Source organism: Burkholderia sp. Bp9004 (genome assembly GCF_003858025.1).
Classification (GTDB): Bacteria; Pseudomonadota; Gammaproteobacteria; order Burkholderiales; family Burkholderiaceae; genus Burkholderia; species Burkholderia diffusa.
Genome location: NZ_QTQD01000010.1, coordinates 76,702 through 93,855 on the forward strand (window position 1 = coordinate 76,702; position 17,154 = coordinate 93,855).

General features: G+C 60.9%; 16 protein-coding genes. 5 read left to right on the forward strand and 11 right to left on the reverse strand.

The genetic code is table 11. From position 1 onward, the window contains the following. Window position 1: 1 nt before the first annotated feature. From DIE08_RS13835 to DIE08_RS13885, 11 genes are read right to left on the reverse strand one after another with little or no spacing between them, the layout of a single operon-like run. On the reverse strand, window positions 2-2,293 hold the full coding sequence (locus tag DIE08_RS13835; RefSeq protein ID WP_124902203.1) for an ATPase, T2SS/T4P/T4SS family: 2,292 nt from the start codon (window positions 2,291-2,293) through the stop codon (window positions 2-4). Beyond that, window positions 2,290-2,874: a hypothetical protein gene (locus DIE08_RS13840; RefSeq protein ID WP_107937961.1), complete on the reverse strand. Its 585-nt coding sequence runs from the start codon at window positions 2,872-2,874 to the stop codon at window positions 2,290-2,292. The genes DIE08_RS13835 and DIE08_RS13840 overlap by 4 nt, the downstream gene beginning before the upstream one ends. Then, window positions 2,861-4,183, reverse strand: a complete 1,323-nt coding sequence (locus tag DIE08_RS13845) for a type 4b pilus protein PilO2 (protein ID WP_124902204.1) — start codon at window positions 4,181-4,183, stop codon at window positions 2,861-2,863. Before DIE08_RS13845 ends, DIE08_RS13840 begins: the two co-directional genes overlap by 14 nt. A 5-nt stretch (window positions 4,184-4,188) precedes the next feature. Further along, entirely contained in the window at window positions 4,189-5,793 is a 1,605-nt protein-coding gene (locus tag DIE08_RS13850) for a type II secretory pathway protein (protein ID WP_124902205.1), read from the reverse strand. Between the two features lie 5 nt (window positions 5,794-5,798). Further along, a complete protein-coding gene (locus tag DIE08_RS13855; RefSeq protein WP_124902206.1) occupies window positions 5,799-6,341 on the reverse strand; it encodes a toxin co-regulated pilus biosynthesis Q family protein in 543 nt (180 codons plus the stop codon). Window positions 6,342-6,343: 2 nt separating this feature from the next. Next, the gene (locus DIE08_RS13860; RefSeq protein WP_124902282.1) at window positions 6,344-6,736 is read right to left on the reverse strand and encodes a lytic transglycosylase domain-containing protein; all 393 of its coding nucleotides are present in this window, start codon (window positions 6,734-6,736) and stop codon (window positions 6,344-6,346) included. Between the two features lie 29 nt (window positions 6,737-6,765). Then, a complete protein-coding gene (locus DIE08_RS13865) occupies window positions 6,766-8,031 on the reverse strand; it encodes a TrbG/VirB9 family P-type conjugative transfer protein (protein WP_124902207.1) in 1,266 nt (421 codons plus the stop codon). Then, a complete protein-coding gene (locus tag DIE08_RS13870) occupies window positions 8,028-8,834 on the reverse strand; it encodes a transglycosylase SLT domain-containing protein (protein ID WP_124902208.1) in 807 nt (268 codons plus the stop codon). Before DIE08_RS13870 ends, DIE08_RS13865 begins: the two co-directional genes overlap by 4 nt. Next, window positions 8,831-10,108, reverse strand: coding sequence for a TrbI/VirB10 family protein (locus DIE08_RS13875; RefSeq protein ID WP_124902209.1), 1,278 nt, complete (start codon window positions 10,106-10,108; stop codon window positions 8,831-8,833). Before DIE08_RS13875 ends, DIE08_RS13870 begins: the two co-directional genes overlap by 4 nt. A gap of 7 nt (window positions 10,109-10,115) precedes the next feature. Further along, a complete protein-coding gene (locus tag DIE08_RS13880; protein WP_107937967.1) occupies window positions 10,116-10,991 on the reverse strand; it encodes a TrbG/VirB9 family P-type conjugative transfer protein in 876 nt (291 codons plus the stop codon). Then, window positions 10,988-11,704, reverse strand: a complete 717-nt coding sequence (locus DIE08_RS13885) for a type IV secretion system protein (protein WP_124902283.1) — start codon at window positions 11,702-11,704, stop codon at window positions 10,988-10,990. The genes DIE08_RS13880 and DIE08_RS13885 overlap by 4 nt, the downstream gene beginning before the upstream one ends. A gap of 606 nt (window positions 11,705-12,310) precedes the next feature. Between DIE08_RS13885 and DIE08_RS13890 the strand changes: the two genes are divergently transcribed. The 5 genes from DIE08_RS13890 (at window position 12,311) to DIE08_RS13910 (ending at window position 17,090) form a co-directional block, all read left to right on the forward strand. Beyond that, a complete protein-coding gene (locus DIE08_RS13890) occupies window positions 12,311-13,387 on the forward strand; it encodes a ParA family protein (protein WP_124902210.1) in 1,077 nt (358 codons plus the stop codon). A 192-nt stretch (window positions 13,388-13,579) separates the two neighbouring features. Beyond that, window positions 13,580-14,110 (forward strand): hypothetical protein, encoded by a 531-nt coding sequence (locus DIE08_RS13895; protein WP_124902211.1) that lies wholly within the window; start codon window positions 13,580-13,582, stop codon window positions 14,108-14,110. After that, window positions 14,107-14,721, forward strand: a complete 615-nt coding sequence (locus DIE08_RS13900) for a hypothetical protein (protein WP_124902212.1) — start codon at window positions 14,107-14,109, stop codon at window positions 14,719-14,721. Before DIE08_RS13895 ends, DIE08_RS13900 begins: the two co-directional genes overlap by 4 nt. 444 nt (window positions 14,722-15,165) lie before the next feature. Beyond that, complete coding sequence (locus tag DIE08_RS13905; protein WP_124902213.1) at window positions 15,166-15,417, forward strand: hypothetical protein; 252 nt, start codon at window positions 15,166-15,168, stop codon at window positions 15,415-15,417. Window positions 15,418-15,818: 401 nt separating this feature from the next. After that, entirely contained in the window at window positions 15,819-17,090 is a 1,272-nt protein-coding gene (locus DIE08_RS13910; RefSeq protein ID WP_124902214.1) for a replication initiation protein, read from the forward strand. Window positions 17,091-17,154: the final 64 nt, after the last annotated feature.

Sequence of the window (17,154 nt, forward strand, 5' to 3'; positions counted from 1 at the left end):
ATCACGATGGAATTACCCCATCCGAATCGGGAAAGACGCGGTAAGCGTCGAACGCGCACATCGACTCATCGATGAAGCGAGGATCGATCAGGCCTTGCGACGCCTTGTACAGCGCGTGCTCATAGACCGTCTTGCCCGTCATGTCAGCGTCCGAGAAATCCGTCTTCCGGCCCGTGCGCCAGACCTGCTCCGCACCTCGCCAGTCGCGCTCTGCGACGCGCTCGAGGAACTCTGGGGTCGGGCGATACAGTTCCATCGCGAGCGTCTGTCCCTTGACGCCGGCGGCTACTTTTCCGGACCGCGTGAACAATCCCGGGCGTCGGCAATGCTCGCACCCGTCCTCATCTCGACATGCCATGGTCGACGGGTCGAGTCCGAACTTCTGCTCGAGCGTTCCAATCTGCTGCGGCGTCAAGACGTCACGTGCCGAGCGCTTGCAATGCGGGCAAAGCTTCGGAATCAGCTTCTGGTTGCCGACAGCGTTCAGGAAACTGCCCGACGCCACTTCGTCCATCGGCAGCTTCAGGCGGCCGCCGACCAGCCGCATCACCGCACCGAGAATGCTGTTGCCGTGAAGCGTCGCGCGAACCGGGTGTCCGGTCAGCGCCAGTTCTGCAACGAGGCCTGCGAGCACGGCATCCCGTACCTCCCCGATCGTCAGGTCGTCGGGGTCCATGCGCATCAGCGTGCGGATCACTTCGACAATCTTCCGGTTCGCGTCCTCTTCGGTCTCGCCCGGTCGGCGCTGAATCGAAATGTCGGACAGCCACGGAGCGGGCACTTCGGACGGCTCATTGACGGCGAACTGCTTGATGCGATCGCGATTCGGGACGAGGTAGGACATCGCGCGCAGAAGCGTGGTCTTCGCCGAGCCGGTCTCCCCGGTCAGGAAAGTGGCGCCGCCCGTGACTTTGCCCAGGCTTTCGATGATCGCCAGCTGGCTCGACTCAAGCCCCATCTCGTGCGGCAGCAACACGTTCACATGCTTGAAGTTGCCGTCGAGCAACCGCAGCGCGACGTCGAATCCACCGACGAGCGGCGCGCTCTGCCAGCGGATATTGACGATATCCATGTGTGCGACGAGCGGGATCATCGCGGACTGCGGCGCAGTCGGCTGGAAAGTCTCGCCCGAGTTGGTATTTCGCTGGACGAGGTCCTGATAGGCGGCCGACAACGAACGGCGCACAAGTGCCTTCGGCATCTGCCGATACGAGTACAGGTCGCCGTCGACACGCAGCCGGAGCTCAACGTCCTCTGCGAAGTCTCGGTATTCCCAGTGCACATCGCCGGCACCATATGCCTTGGCAGCCTCAATCACATCTCGGAAAACCCCAATCGCGCGGGAAGCCTCCGGGACGAACGCAGACGCGCGCTGCTTCTCCATGGCATAGAGGGCCGCAATCACGCCCTCGTCCGCAACCATTTCTTCGTGAATCGAGATATCCGCGCGCGCGAGGTCCTTCAGATAGGTCGCATAGAGCTGGCCGTCGTGGAATCGCTGCGTCGCGACCACGATCGAGATACCGGCCTGCAGCTCGACTGCGATGAACTCGCGCCGAGCCGCATCGCTCACGGCGAGCGCGGCATTCGGGTCGCGCTGGCACAACACGCGTTTGAACGTCAGGGATTCGGCAGACACAAGCCGTGGGCGCCCCGTCTCGATCGCCATTTCCGGCCCCTCGGCGAGATCCATTCCGATGCGCCGAACGGTCGGCGGTTCGTCGTAGCCGCCGCCCTGCAGCATGGTGGCTTCGTCTGCGGATACCTCCTCAACCGGAATGCGCGTCGATTCCTCCGGCACGGCGGACGCGCCCTTGGCAGTTTCAGCACCTGGTTCAATCGCTTCGTCGGGAGCCGGTTCTTGACCGGTTTGGACATTGGACGACGAGGCTGCAAAGTCGCCATTCGCTTCCGAAGCCTGTGCCGCCGCTTCCCGAGCCATTGCGCCACTCTGCATCGCGGCCGCCGCCCCTTCAGAGGGCGACGTACCAACGTTCTCACCCAGAACCTCGACGTCTTCGATTTCCTGTTGTGCCCGGCGCAACATCATGCCCATCGTCATCGGCTGGCTATGATTTGCCTGTCGTGGATTGACTGGCTTGCTCGCGGTCTTGAAACGCGGCTCACGCGGATCCTGCACGGGTGCCGACTCACCATCATCGGTCGGCTCCCGTCCGACGATGGGCATCGCCGCCGCCGAACTATCCACGAAACCCGGCTTCAGCGCCTTGAGGCGGCCGAAGAAGCCGCGCTTGGTCGGCTCCGGCGTTTCCATTTCCGAGAAGAAGCTCATCGGGTGCCTCCAAGGGGGATACCCGGCAGCGGTGCGCCTGGGGGCAATGGCGAGCTCAAGTCCACCAGCGAGCGAACTGCGGCCGTCGCCGGCGACATCTGGACTGGCGCTTCGCCACGAATCGGCTCTTTCCACGTCCGCTTGCCTTCCGCCACGGTAACTGCGTAGCCGTCAACAGCCTTGACGCTCCAGCCGTTGAGCAGCGTCGCACCGACGCGTGCGGGATAGATCGCATCGCGATACGAGTACAGGACATGTGGGCCCGCTTCATCGTTGAATGCGCCGAGAAATGAAACCGGCTCAGCATGGGCTCGAGTCGGCCGCATCGGTTTTTCGACGGGCTTCGGTGATTCGTTAGCGGCAACGCCGCTAGCGGCGATGCCCGGTTGCGGTTGAGACATCGCACCTGGCGGTAACATCCCGGCACCCGGCGCGGTCCCACCCAGACTACGAACAACGTTGGCTCGCGCCAGTTGGTCGATGTCGTCGATCGAGAGCTTGGCGCCGACGGGGTCGGCATGTGCGGACACGGCGAAACCGGCGGCCGCCGCCGCGATGAGGACGTGCTTAATCAAAGACATAGTATTTTCCCTTCGCGGTGAAGTGGACGCCGTACGGCGAATCGCCGGTATCGCTACTGGTCGTCGGCCCGACGCCTTCTTTGAGACGCAACTCCACCTTCAACGACTCGAGCGCCATGTTGGCGGGCAGCTTTTCCAGGAGCGGCGACTGCCAGCGGAAGCCTTCGATCGTCCAGTCGCCCTGTTTGATCAGACGGCCGATATGGGCGCCGGCGCCGGACATCGCAATCAGCGGACGAGCCTCGCCAAGCGAAACGGTGTATCCGTACGAACGCAGCTCATACGGCTGCGCCGACATCCGTTGCGGTGGCGTCTGCAACTGGTCGATGAATGCTTGTGCGGAGGGCCATTTAGTGGATTCGCTTTGTGTCAACGACGCGACAGCAGGCACCGCCGCGCCGCGCGAAGTGAGTGTCAGGCCATCACGCGCAAATGCCACCGGACGCATGCCTGCGGTTGCGGCCTGATCGAAGCCGGAGAAAGTGCCGCCATGACGGCGGAACGTGACCGTGCAATACCCCGCCGTCTGACAGTTCGCTTCCTGAAACAGCCATCCCTTGATGACGGTCTCCGATCCGCCCACGGCTGCCAGTAACGCCGGCGCAAGCGCCGACGCACGTGGTTGCGGCTTAGCGAACGTCTCCTGCACGGCCGCTGCGTACTGTTCAGCGAACGTTGGTGCGCGAGGTGGCGGCGGCGGAGGCGAAAGCACGTCCATCAGCTTCGGGACACCGAGGAATGCACCCGCTACGATCGCCGCGACCGGGAGTATGGTCGGGACCGACACGGGCAGCTTCGAGATGCGACCGAGCTTCCGGCTTGCGAGCAGCTCGCTTGCCTGAAACGGTTCATCAACGTCGCCGATCCTGTCGCCGATGCCGAGCGACACAAGCGACAGGTTGCCCTTCAGGCATTCCTGCTCGATCTCGAGACGGCGCGACTGCGCGGCCTCTGGTGTCAGTACCTCATCGCTGCGCACCGCACCACGCACCACAAACACCGTGTAGACGCGCTGGCCATCCTGCAGCAGGACCAACGCCGCGGCTCGGTTCTTGATGCGATCGTGCAGCGCGACGCGCGCAGCACCCGAGTACAAATGAGCGCCCTTCAACTCCGACATGTCCGGCATCGCGAAGCCGCCAATTTGCTCGGTGCCGACCTTGAATTCGACATAGTGCGTTGCACCGAACGCATCGGCATAGCGTCGACGCTCGGCCTTGCCGCCCTTCACCGGGTAGGCCCGCCAGTCGATGCCGAATACAAGGCGTGCGCGCTTGTCGGTCGGCATGGGTTCCGTGATGTGCATCATCGTCATCACATCGACGGAACGACCGTCGCCTTCAGCATGATGATCTGGAACGTCTTCGCCTTGTTCCAGCTACCCGTGATGCCGGCGATGCCAGTGTTCGTCGTACTGTCGGCCTGATCGGTGATCGCGCCATAGAGCACGATGGTCTGCCCGTCCGACAGTGCGATCGTCTGGTCGTCCTTCGTGCCGATCGTGTGTGCCAGCTGGATCTGCTGCTGGGTCTGACCAGACCCGGCGCCCGCGCTCGTGAACGGGCCGTTGAGTTTCGAACTATCCGCCCAGTACGCGAGGACGATCTGGTTGTGATCGTTGACCGCAGGCAGGACGTTCACGAAATCGCCCGTCGTGATCGTGCCCGGCGTCAGGCCCGGCACACCGCCGGACGTCGCCGTCAGTGAGCCGGACGACGGCGTGGTCGAGCGCAGGTAGTCGTCGCTCTTGAACGACGCCACCGACACCGGCAGGCCGTTGAGCGTCATTTTGGTCATCGTGTTGTCCTGGACCGTGCGACCGTACTGGTTCAGCGCATTGACGACCGCATTGGTGCCGGAGAACGGCGCATCGGGACGCAACACCGACACACCGACTGAGCCGCCACCCGTGGCAAGCGACGTCGGCGACGTGAAGCTGATTGCGTAGCGCGCGAGGCCGGCGTGCATCGCGTTAAACACAACGTCCGCGTTCATGCCCGCCTGGCTGCCCCTGTTCAGCGCAATCTGGATCGTGCGGACCGTGATGGCCACCTGACGCGTCGAGATCGCGTTCTCGTGCTTGAGCAGCTTGCCGATGTTGTCCGCCGCTTCCTTCGTGTCGTACACCATCACGAGTCGGCTCTGCGGGTTCACGCTCACGCGACCCATGGGCGACTTCAACTTGTCGATTTCCGCCGTGATCGCCGCGATCTGATCGAAGTCGCCTTCGCGGCCGGTCGACGTCTGCGCCGAGAACGATCCCGTATTGCCGCCCGAGCTGCCACCACCGCCGCTGCCCGACTGATTGCCGGTCGACGTGTCCATGCCCTTGCTCATCGTCGATTTGATCGACACCTTGCCCGGAATCGCCGCGATCTGGTACATGCGCGTGACGAACCGATTCACGTTGATCGTGCTGCCGTCGAAGGACCAATCGAGGCCGAGATCGGTCGTCATGTTCTTCATGTACATCCCGGCTCGACCGGTAAACGCCTGCCGGTAGATCGGCTCCTCGGATCGCGCGGCGCTGTTCTGGCCTTTCGACTCGGTTTGCCCCGGCACCAGCGAATCGCGCGGCACGAACACGTCCGGGCTTAGGTGCACGGGATAGCCCGTCGCGGTGGAAATCAGCGTGGCGATCTGCTTGATACCGAGGTTCGCCGGAAGGGTGACCGTCTTGTCGCGGAACACCGCGGGCAGCGTCGCCTCATAGGCGAGCGGCACCAGCCGGTCACCGAGGAAAGCGGTCGGCACGTCCTCGACGAGCGCCATCGGCGTCGGACCTTTCCCGAGCGCATCTGAGATCGTGCGGTGTGCGGCGTCGTAGCTGTCGTTGACGTCCTGCTGCGTCACCGCGCAGCCGACGGCCATCAGGGCGGCTGCGATCGCGATCGTGGATTTCAAAAGGTGAACGCGCATGGTTCTCAGTCCTGGCAGTTGCCCGCGCGTGCGATCACGCGGATGACGTTGTTCGAATGGCGGCAAGCGCGCGTCGGCGTACGCATATGATTCGTCGCCTTCATCACCTGCTGTAGTACGGAGGTGAAGTCGCCCGTGAATGACGCGTTGAATTCAAGGGGCAAGTCGTCGTCGATCTTCCATGCCAGTTGCCAGCCCTGCTGCTGCAGCCAGCGGTCAAGCGCGTCGCGAAGATTGACGTCCGCCGGTGTCACGGAGAACGTGAGCGTGCCGCTCGCGGCTGGCGCACTGGCACCCGGCAACTCGACTGCAGCAACGTCGGTCGACGACGCGGGCGCATTCGTGCTCGCCGGCATCGCCTGCGCCCGCTTCGGGCTTTCGGCGGCCGCCGATGGCGCTTTCGGCGCCGATGCCAGTACCTGCCAGCCGTCCGCATCAATCGAGCTCGTCGCTGCTTGAGGTGCCGCAGTCGCCGCGGCGCTGAGCGCGACCAGTGCTACAGCTACGATCGCGCGTGCTCGCGCCTGATTCGAATGTGTCTTCTGCATGGTTACCGACCCTGTTGCATAAAGCGGCGATAGATCGCGCTGGCGTAGACGAGCTGCTTGGACGGCGTCACCGCGTTATAGGCGCCGACCGCCTTCCAGTTCGGCCCGAAGCGGCGCACGTTCGACGCGAGGATCCACGCACCGACATACGCGCTCACGCAGCCATTGAAGAGGTGTTCGCGACGGATGCCATAGCGGGACAGCGTCGGCAGCCACGACGTGTTGATCTGCATGAGCCCGATGTCTTCGCTGCCGTTCGTGTTCCGATTCACGGCATTGGCGCGCATGCCCGACTCGTGTTGCGCAATGACGCGCAGCAGCCTTGGATTGACGCGATGAAATGCGGCCGCGTCATCCAGGCAATCTGCGCGCGCCGGCACCGCGGCGACCACCATCACGGCGGCGGCGATCGAGACGATGTGCTTCACGACGTTGGCCCTCCGCTCGCCTGCAGCGTTGCGTCCGGCGTTTCGCGATAGATGACTTCCTTGCGGCGCTTGACGCGGATCGTGTTGCCGTCGGCCGTCACGGTGAACAGATCGGACGTGCCCTCGAACATGAAGTAGCGCCCCTTCTGCTCGCCGATGCCCAAGTTCCGCACATCCGTCACGCCGACCCGCACGACCGATTCCGCGAACTTGAAGTACGTGCGGCCCTCGCGATCGAACACGGCTTCGAGCTTTGCCGGGTTCGGCTGATCGAAGTCGTAGACCGTCTTCGCGTCGCGCGTCACGTCGACGCGGCTTGTCGCGTCGGCCACGGTGAAACGTTCCGCGCGGTCGATCGTCATCACGCTCTTGATCTCATCCCAGCTGGTGCGCAACGCCTTCCCATCCGGCGTCGTGAACGTGACGGTCTTTGCCGGTTTCGCCGTAAAGCGGATCTGCATATGCGTGTCGTCGCCATCACGGATCGCCTGCGCGCCAAAGCGCTCGGCCAGCCGGGACACCGGTGCAGGCTCCGCGGTGACACGCGCGACGACGCTGTTCAAACCGGCCTCGTCGGCATCGCGGCCGGACGACGCGTAGTTCAGTGCGGCGGACTTCGGCGGATCGCGATGCAACCGCACATGCCGCCCGCCGAAATCGACGTCCGCATACAGCCCGGTTTGCGTCATCAAGCGATCGAGCGCCTGCATCCAGTTCTCGCCATCGCGCGTGGCGAATAACTCCGAAGTCGTCAGGTCGACGTCCTTCTGCGCCGACCCTGTCCACCCCTGCGGAACGAGCGATTTAACGACGTTGCCGACCGGCATCGATGCATGAAGCGCGCGAACCGGCGCGAGCGCGGAGCGCGTGCCGATCAGCACCAGTCGGTTCGTGAAGCCATCGAATCCAGCCGGTTGATCGTCCTTCATTGCAGCGAGTGCGCCGGTGCCGCCGATGAAGGTGTTCGCCTTCTTCCATCGGGCCGTGGCCGAATGGGCACCGACTTTGTACGTGATCGACGCCGGTGTGCCTTCGACGACGACATACGGACCTTCGGTATGGCCGCCTTCGGCGACAATGACTTGTCCTGCGCGAGGCTGGATATAGGTCTTCGCGCCATCGTTGAAGATCAGCGCTGGCCGCTCGGAGATGCTGCCGAGGATGTCGTAGTCGAAATCGAACGGGTCCGTGTTCGCCGCCGATGCGGCCGCGCACACGATCGCCGACGCGGCGCACGCGAGAATCTTGGTCGTGTGCTTCACAGGCCTGCCTCGATCAGGGAAAGGTGTCGAACGAACCGCGTGAGGTACGAACGACCGGGATTGGGATTCGCGCTGTGGTAGTAGGCGATCGCCTTCGCGACCGAGTCGGTTCGCGCAAAGTTCTCGGTGAGGATCGCTTCGGCTACCGCAACGTTGGACGCGGGTGCGAGGGCGTCCCACGCTGACGCGAAGCGCTTGCCGTGATACCGCCAGTTCACCTGCATGAGGCCGACATCGAAATCCGACCGCCCGCGAGCGAGCAGCGCCTCGACCGCCTTGTAGGCTTCCTCGCGTGACTCGAAGAAGAAGCCCTGACCCGCGACGTTCAACGTCCACGGCCACGCGCGGCCACGGTAGTTCGATTCGTTCAGGGCGATACCGGCGAGGATCTTCGGATCGACGTTGGTGTGCAGCAGCTCGAACGGCACGACAGCCCGGGAGCACGCCCATCCACCTCGCCGCTCGGCGAGGGCAGCTTGGGCGCCGTCATCCAGCACGAGTGGCTGCAGCCAGCCCCGGTCGATGAACAGGTCGTCGAGGGCGACGTCACGCCCGTCGATCGAGACAGTGATACCGGCTTCACGTGAGTTGCGCACGGTCTGGCCAATCAGCGGCGACGCCCACTCGATGAAAGCGTCGAGGCCGCAGTAATAGACCGGCTTGCCCGGCAGCATCGCGACCTGGCGCGTCGCGCCGTCTTGAATCACGATGCTCACCGGGCTGATCACCCGCGCGATCACGGCTGACTGAGCATAGGTGCTCGCCAACGCGATCGCCGCAAAGAGAGCCATGCGCTTGATCATCGCGCCCCCCGGTACGGCTCGAGCACCACGTCGCGATTGATCTTCATCATGAAGTGCCGTTCACCCGGCTTCGAGGTGATGGTCGGTGGGATGTTTTTGTAGCGGTCGAGCACCGACTGCGCCGTTTGCGCCGCGATCTGACCAGCCGTGCCGCCTACTTGAGTGACACCAAGCGGGCCCGTCGTCGTGCTCTGATCGCTATTGCTGAACGTGCGAACCAGAATCGCCGTCAAGAACGAGGTCGAGTAGATCTTCAGGAAGTGGTTGTTCACGTCACCACTGAAGCCGGCCGTGCCATCACCGTTAGCACCTTGCGCGCCGTACAGCGGGACGTGTTTGCCGTTCGGCAGTCGCATCTCCGCGCCGGCGACGAGAATGGACTCCTGCCCCGGCTGAATGTCCGAGCTGTAGGGCGCAACGATCGTGGTGCCCCACGGAATCACCAGGCAACGCCCATCGCCATTGTTTGCGTACACGTCGCTTTCGACGATCAGCGATGCGGTGCCGGGACGATCCGAGTTGAGCGCCTCGTTCGAGAGAACCGGGATCTTCGCCGGCGGCGACAGCGTGCAGCCGTGCGACTGGCCAACAAAGCCGGTTCGCGCAAAGTCTTTGTCGCCCTCGCTCAGCTGTGCGACGTCGCGCATGAACGCGTTGTCGCGCTGTTGAGTCGTCACCGGTCCGGCAGCCTGGCCGCCGCGCGAAGCAAGTGCAGCAGCCTGCGCCATCGCTTCTTTCGTTGCTGCGTCTTGAGCGGCCGCCTGCTGGAGCAGCATCTGTTGCGGCGAGATGATGCCGTTCGGCAGTTGCGGCTGCTGCGGCTGGGCGTCCTTCACCTTGACACCCGGGCGGAAGATCGGCGAGACATAGATCGTGTCCTGGTCATTCGCCGCTTTGAGCTCGCCGGTGCTTACGCTCGGCAGGACCGCGTCCGCCGACAAGGTCGGCTTCTTCGCATTCGTGGCAGCAGCGGCGCTTGCGGCCGCTGCTGCTTCCGCAGCGCGCCGACGGGCTTCGGCCTGTTGTTGCTCGATGATCTTGTCGACGTCAGCTTTGTCGGCGTTGCTTTTGTCGACCGCTTCGGCCGCTCGTTCACGCTTTGCCTTCAGCGCTTCTGCCTCTGCCTTGTTGGCTTCGAGCGTCTGCGTGTAGAAGCCCAGCGAGCCGATTGCAACGGCGGCAATTGCGCCGATGGCAATCATGACGTTGCGCGGCACCTTGCCCTTGAACAAGGCTTTCTCTTCCGGGCTGCTCGGGTCGATCTGTTTTGCCATGCCGACCTCAGAACCCGAACAAACCGCGGCGGCCGCGCGTGATCGTGACTTCCTCGCCCGGTCGCGTTAGCTTCACTTCGTCTGCCAGTCGCTGGATAACGATGTACGGGCCGCGGCGGATAAAGTTCGGGCTGACGATGTCGCCGCCGTCCTTGATGGTCGGCACGGCGAACGGCGTGCGCGGCGGCATCCTGATCCAGATAAACGTACCATCGTCGAAAACCGTCTCCGGTTTGAGCGAGCTCGTGCCGGACACGGTGTATTCAAAGTTCAGCTTGTCGGGCGGAACGCCAATCGGCCCGGAATCGGATTGACCAGCATGGTCCGCATCGCGGTCGTCGTCGGGAGCGTTTCCGCGCGTGCGCACCTTCGCCATCAGCGAATTCGGGTAGTTGAAGCGCACGTTCTGGTAGAACAGCCCGCCAAGCGGCGACGAGACGAGCGTCAGCTCGTACTCGCGCTTGTTCGTGCTCAGGTGCAGCGTGTTGACGAGGCCGGGCTTCGTCGGCTTGACGTACACGTGGTTTGCACCGTCCGTGTCGATGACCCATTGCACCGAGTCACCCATTGCCGGCTCGCTGATCAGGCTCTCGCCGCGCTCCAGTTCAATCGTCGTGAGTTTCAGCGGTGCCGTCATCACGCGGTAGATTTGGTCGCGGCTATACGGGAACACCGCCATGCGTGCGTCGCCGGGCATCGTGATGGGATCGGCGCCAGAGTTGTACGGGTTCACCGGGCTCATCGCGTCGCCGATGATGCTGCCGACATCAAACCCCGGGATCGGCGAGACAGGACTCGCGGCAGTCTTTGCGGCGAACGCATTGGCCGACGCCGCGATCAACGCGAGCGCGCCCCAGGTCAGGAGGGAACGTGGTCGTTTCATGCGCCGGTTTTTTGGAGAGTGAAGAACGGGTAATAGAGACCGTACGGATTCGTGCCGAGTACGTCCTCTGCGGTCGGAGGAATGATCTGGTAGCGCATCGTCAGCGCGAAGCGGACATCGACGGGCTTGTCGGTGGGCGATTGCCGGGTCGAGGTCGTAAATTCGACGACGACGGTCGAATCCTCCAGCAGCGAGACGTTGGTGACCTTCGGCTCGCGGACCAGCTTCGGATTGGTCGTGATCTGGTCGAACGGCTTGTCCTCGCTGATCCACGACGCGAACTGGTTCTTCGCGTTGCCGACCATCTTGGCTTTGACGGCGTTGATGTTCTTGGCGAGGCGTGAAGTTCGAATGTCGTCGGTGAGGACCGGCTCGATCGTGAACCAGTGCTCGACGTCCTGTTTGATCGCCGTGCGCTTCGCCTGGTCGTCCGGGTTGTACGCCGCTAGCTGTTTGACCAACGGGTTGCCGCCGGCATCCGACGAAACGCCATAGGCTTTCACGACCGACGGCGGCGGTTGCCGGGTGTACACGGCACCACCGGCGATGATCGCGAGGACGAAACAGAAGGTCTTCCAGTGATTGGCTTCGATCCGCAGACGCGTCCCCTGATCGAAGATGATCTTTTCGGGATCCTCGTTCGAGTAGTGGCCGGGCGCCGGCGACAGGGCGACCTGCTTCTTGCTACGGGGAAAAAGTCTGGGGAGTCGCATCACGGAGTTCCAATTGGGACGGATCAATTGGAACAGCCGAGGCGACAACGGCACTTGGGAAAAGGACCGTGATTTCAGGGGCCTTTTCGCGACGCCGAGAAACGCTGGCCATCGGTGCTACTGCGCGCAACCGGTTGAGGGGTGTACGGCAAAAAGCCCTATGGAAATCGTGAGCTTTTCACCCGATCAAGATTGCGGTTCGGAGATATCGTCTGAGCTCGATGTACCTTTGCGGCTTGCACGTATTGCACGCGATAAATTCACCGTTTTGTCACCGGTGCCTCACGACAGGCACACGCCGCTCCCTGCAAATACAAGGGCTTACGCACGGTTTGAGCGGGAGCGGCGGTGCCCTGGCCTCCCGCCCCCCCCTCAACCGGTTGAGGGTCTTTTTGCCAATTTCGTAACAATTCCGGAGCATAAGGCCGCCTTTTCTCAGATTAAGTTTTCTTTTCGAATCAATATGCAAGCAATTCGTCGCGAACGGTAAAATATCCCGGATTCAATGATAATTTATTTCAGCAAGGATTTTTGCTAGTATTGCGCATATATCCTAGCAACACTACCAGGGACACGTTCCACCTCTTCCCGAACCGAGGCGACCAATTGCCGGGCAAGACATTCAAAGTACAAGCGGCTGCACAACTCTTGGGAACGACCGTCGATACGGTACGACGCATGGCGGATCGGTTTGAAGTCGCCGTGGCTCGAGAAGCAGCCGGCACCAAAACGCGGCTCTTCTCTCTCGAGAACATCTTCGAGATCGCACACCACCGCGCGGCAAGTCGAGCGAAAGTAGCTCGAAGAGGGCCAATCGTCGTCACGACCTACGCCACGAGAACAGGCGTCGGTTCGACTACCCTCGCATCAAACTTCGGAACGGTTCTCGCGCTTCGTGGATTTCGGACGTTGTTGGTTGATTTAGATAGCGGCGCAGGCCTTACCCGCAGTTTCGGCTATCACCCTGACATGTCGGATGCGGACCTCGCAGGAACAAACCTCGACAAATCGATGATTGTCGATCATCACTTCGGAGACCTACTTTTCCAGGGTCAGACGAACCCCGTAGCTCTTACGGATGTGCTTAAGTTTCCGTACGGAAACTTTGGTCCTCACCTTGTTCCCGCAGATCTGCGGCTCTTTCAGCTCGATGCTTTGCAGATCGAAGAGGAGCGCGGCCACCACGATAGCCGACATCAAATTCGGACGTTCATCGAAAGAGGTCGATACGGCAAGAATCCGCTCTTCGATATCTCCAACTACGATGTCGTTCTCTTTGATACGTCTCCGGCCATTTCCGGTGCGACGCTCGGCGTTCTCGACGCTACTGACTACCTCGTTTCTTCGGTGTCGGTGGAGGGGTACGTCGGGAAGGCGTTGCAACTGTTGTCTAGACTCCTTGAAGGTCAACGAGAAAGCCATAGCCGGAGTCCCGAGCTTACGCTTATTGCGAATCGCTTCAGCCTGCAGCGCATGCACGCGATCAGTAGTTTGGCGTCGGTGCCAGACGGTCTTGCACGGGCGTGGCTCAAGGGCGGTATTCCCTACCTAAACGTCTTGCATGATAGCCAGTTTGCAAGCGCCGGCCTGCCGCTAGTCCTCTACGCTCCTGCAGAATCCGGAGCGTTAGATTTGACTACGTGCGTCGAATTGCTCCTCGAGCGTTTCCGTTTGGGCCCGTAGTACGTCCCCTGTTCAGCCATCCTCCGTCCCGTTGAATTTGACAAATAGTGCGCACCGGTATGCTGTTTGTGTCGCCTGACAGTCCACTGCGACGCTCGGTGTAGCCACTCCTCCCAGCGCACGGCCATTGAAAGTGTGCGGCCCTGGACGAGCGGCCCGCTCTATCTACGACACTCCAACGAAATCGATTCGATGACACAAAGTTTCTCTTCTCGTGAAGTGCCGAACAAACGAACTGCAATCTCGCTCCATCGACAGATGCGTGCGGAAGGGGCCTCGATCGTTCGACTAGGCGAGCTTTACATCGCAGTGATCGAACGCGGTCTGTGGCCAAGTCAGGCATCGATGGCTGTCGACTTCTCCGTGTCTCCATCGAACGTGTCCCGGTCCATCACTGCGGCTCGACTTCCGAGATCGCTAGTAGATGCGGTCGGCGGTGACGGGAAACTCACGTTTTCATTAGCAGAACGATTGGATTTCTTTGTCGCTCAGTTAGGCGCCTCTGTCGTATCTGATCGCGCGAGCCAGCTTCCGAGTAGTTTGTCGATTCCCGAGATTGAGCATGCGCTGCTAACCGGTGCTCCACCGCGGCCCGACGAGGTTACGGTCTCGTTATCGGCAAACAGGAATCACCTCATCGTCGAGTCGGCTAGGCTGCCGGCCATCCTTCGCGAGGCGCCGAATATCGCTCAGCTCATCAATTCCATTCTGCGTGCGAAATGAAGCCACGTTTTTCGGTTCCTAAACGGGTGGACGACAAGATTCGCTACCTTAGTCGATACGCGGAGGCGGTTCGATCGAAGCTTGGTCCGGTGGTGATCGGCGAGATCTTCTGCCAAGCCATTGGAGACGGGGTTTGGCAGTCGAGTAGCGAGATTGCTGACGAGATTGGCACACAAGAGCCAACGGTACAAGGCGCGATCGATGCCTACAGATCCGCGGGCGGGTGTTCAGCCAGCGGGTTGAATGCGCGAGTGATGCAATACAAAGTGAGGCGCGATTCCCTGTCGCTCGTCGCGCTCGGATCGGAGATTCTCCGCGCGCGATCATTAGGGTATGCCGCTTCGGTGCCAGCGATCGCCAAGAAAGTGGGACTACCGGTCGACGAAGCGAAGTTTGCGGCGGCATTCGCATCGCTTCCAGCGTACGTGATGGGCTGTGCCCTGATCCTCAGTGATGTCCAACCGTCGGACCTGAAGCGTATTGAGTCGTTGGCGGACCGAGATGGATGGGCGGTATTGGACGCACGAGCGAAGACCTTCGTGATGCAACGGCCAAGCGGGCGGCTATCGAAGGCTGGCGTCTTTCGTCTACTTGGGACAGGCAGGTTTTAAGCGGGAGCCGGCGGTTCGGGATTGGTTGAAGACTCAGTGTCGCGGTCCTATAGCAAACGAAGGTATCGAGCTTTCGGTCAACGTTTATGGTTCACCAGCTCCCGCGAGGTGAATGTCTATGGTTCACCCCTGCTCCTAGCCTGCTTGGGCAGTCCATAGCGTTGTTGCTCCTCGGCCGGACAGTCAGGTGAACGCCTATGGTTCGCTCGGCTAGTTTTAATGGGCTTGCTCTAGCACGGTGATTGTGATGGCCAGGGGGCGGTTTTCTGGTGTTGCTTAAAGCCGACGCTCGTTTACGTGTTTACCTCAACACTTTTAACACCTTTAACTACGTTTACGTGTCTGCAGAGCCTTGCTGGATAAGGCTTTGAAGGATGTTAGGTGCATGGCTATGGTTCAAATGGTGAATGCCTCTGGTTCTAAGGGTGAAGGGATATGGTTCAGATGGTGCACACCCGTGGTTCGTTAGGTACATGGATATGGGGCAAGAGTGAATGTCTGTGGTTCCGGGCTGGGCGGGAGAAAGGTGAAGGTCTATGGGTACTGCTGAAGGTGAACGCCTATGGTTCTAAAGGCACACTCGCCTATCTGAGATTTTGCTTGAATTTCTTGCAACAACTATTTGATTATAAAAAAGATTGCGCTTTTGATACCCTGCCCAATTTGGGACGATTAGGAGAAGAGGTTCAAAGGTGAACGTTTATGGTTCTCTTTGACTGGCGACGGCGGGCTCTCCGGGAAAGGTACCGAAAAGTGAACGTCTATGGTTCCGCGCTCCGGGAAAGAGATATCGAATCCACCCAGCTTTCGTCTGGCGAGGGTGAACGTCTATGGTTCCGAGATTTCAGCGCGTTGCCGGTGACCATGACTCATAATCCCTTGAAATAGAACGTGAAATGGCAAAAGAGCCCACCGAAAGTGACCGGTTGCGTCATTGGTGAATGTCTATGGTTCTCCAAGTGGCTGGCAGCCGCGGTTCCGGCCGTCGACGTCGCGCCTATCCTTGAAGGTGAACAAAGTACAGTGTATTGTTACCGTTCATCTCCATTCGAGCGTATCCCTTCGTGGCAACGAAAAAAGACACGGGTCGCGAACCCATGCAAATCGCCCTCTTCCAAATGCCGGAGATGCCGGATCCATTTCGGAAGGCGGTGCCGGCGATCCACATGGCGCCGAAGACCGGACCGATCTCACTGCAGCAGGCGAAGACTTGGAACGCCTTGATCAAGAACGCGATCGAGCAGCGCAAGGAAGGTGAACGAACATGGTTCGAGTATTCGATCGGGGATCTGATCTCTGACGTCGGGCTGAACTCGAAAAATCGCGAGTACGTCAAGGCAACGATCAACTCGTTGGTTGGCTTTGTAGTCAACTGGGACCAGTTGGCCGCGAAGTCTGAGTGGAACGCTAGCGCGCTGCTTGCCGGCGCGAAGTTATCCGGCGGAACCTTAAAGTATCAGTTCTCCGACAACATCAGCGAGCTGCTACTCAGCCCCGAAGTGTATGCGAGCATCGATATGCGGATCGCCAGGGTGTTCAAGCGCGGTTACGCGCTGACCCTCTGGGAGAACGTCGTGCGCTACGAAGGTGTTGGCCAGACGGGAAAAATGAAGGTCAATACCCTTCGCGATCTTTTGCTGGGCATGGACTGGGCGCAAGGTTCATACGCTGAGTACAAGATTTTCAAGAGCCGAATTTTGGTGCCGGCCCTTAAGGAGATCAACGACATTTCTGATCATGAGTTTGTCTTGAAGGAGCATAAGACCGGTCGCGCCGTTACGGAGGTCCAATTCTTCATCACGCCAAAGCGAAAATCTGAGGCAACGTCCGAAGAAGACCTCGACGTTCTTTCCGCGATGACGAAACTCTCGGTCCCTTTGTCCGAGGCGCGGAAGCTGTTGGGCCACCATGGGCCCGAGGCGGTGCGCCAAGCGCTTGCGTACACCGAGGTCCGGGTGAAGAAGAAAAATGCCCAGCCGTTGGACAATGTCGCATCGTATTTTCGGAAAGCGCTGGCAAACGGCTACCAGCTGGAAAGCGGACGGGGCAAACCGGACAGCAACGTCGTGTCGATCGCCTCTTCGTCGGAGCAAGCGGAGGACAAACTCTTGTCTAAGCTCCTCGCAGATCGAGCCGAGCAAGCTCGTGGGTATTTCAACGAGCTAGATTCTGGCGAGCAAGGGGATTGTGTTAATCGCTATAACGAGAATCAGGTGGCGCCACAGCTGAAGCTCGCGGCGAACAAGAAGCCGAAGAAGGCGGCCGAGCAAGCGTTCTTCTACTGGCTGGCTGAGGACGTTTGGGGCAAGCCGACAGACCGCGATCTCCTGAATTTCGTGCTCGCTGGAAGCGGCGCAAGTTCTCGGTAGTCCTTGCGTTCGTCGGGACTACGCGCTGCCGTGAGCGGCGAACACGGCCAATCCGACAATCAAG

Coding starts and splice junctions, on each gene's coding strand:
- DIE08_RS13835 (WP_124902203.1), bottom strand. CDS start 2,293: ATGAGCTTCTTCTCGGAAATGGAAACGCCGGAGCCGACCAAGCGCGGC.
- DIE08_RS13850 (WP_124902205.1), bottom strand. CDS start 5,793: ATGCGCGTTCACCTTTTGAAATCCACGATCGCGATCGCAGCCGCCCTG.
- DIE08_RS13885 (WP_124902283.1), bottom strand. CDS start 11,704: ATGCGACTCCCCAGACTTTTTCCCCGTAGCAAGAAGCAGGTCGCCCTG.
- DIE08_RS13840 (WP_107937961.1), bottom strand. CDS start 2,874: ATGTCTTTGATTAAGCACGTCCTCATCGCGGCGGCGGCCGCCGGTTTC.
- DIE08_RS13900 (WP_124902212.1), top strand. CDS start 14,107: ATGAAGCCACGTTTTTCGGTTCCTAAACGGGTGGACGACAAGATTCGC.
- DIE08_RS13880 (WP_107937967.1), bottom strand. CDS start 10,991: ATGAAACGACCACGTTCCCTCCTGACCTGGGGCGCGCTCGCGTTGATC.
- DIE08_RS13860 (WP_124902282.1), bottom strand. CDS start 6,736: ATGGTGGTCGCCGCGGTGCCGGCGCGCGCAGATTGCCTGGATGACGCG.
- DIE08_RS13855 (WP_124902206.1), bottom strand. CDS start 6,341: ATGCAGAAGACACATTCGAATCAGGCGCGAGCACGCGCGATCGTAGCT.
- DIE08_RS13875 (WP_124902209.1), bottom strand. CDS start 10,108: ATGGCAAAACAGATCGACCCGAGCAGCCCGGAAGAGAAAGCCTTGTTC.
- DIE08_RS13895 (WP_124902211.1), top strand. CDS start 13,580: ATGACACAAAGTTTCTCTTCTCGTGAAGTGCCGAACAAACGAACTGCA.
- DIE08_RS13910 (WP_124902214.1), top strand. CDS start 15,819: ATGCAAATCGCCCTCTTCCAAATGCCGGAGATGCCGGATCCATTTCGG.
- DIE08_RS13905 (WP_124902213.1), top strand. CDS start 15,166: ATGGTGCACACCCGTGGTTCGTTAGGTACATGGATATGGGGCAAGAGT.
- DIE08_RS13845 (WP_124902204.1), bottom strand. CDS start 4,183: ATGATGCACATCACGGAACCCATGCCGACCGACAAGCGCGCACGCCTT.
- DIE08_RS13870 (WP_124902208.1), bottom strand. CDS start 8,834: ATGATCAAGCGCATGGCTCTCTTTGCGGCGATCGCGTTGGCGAGCACC.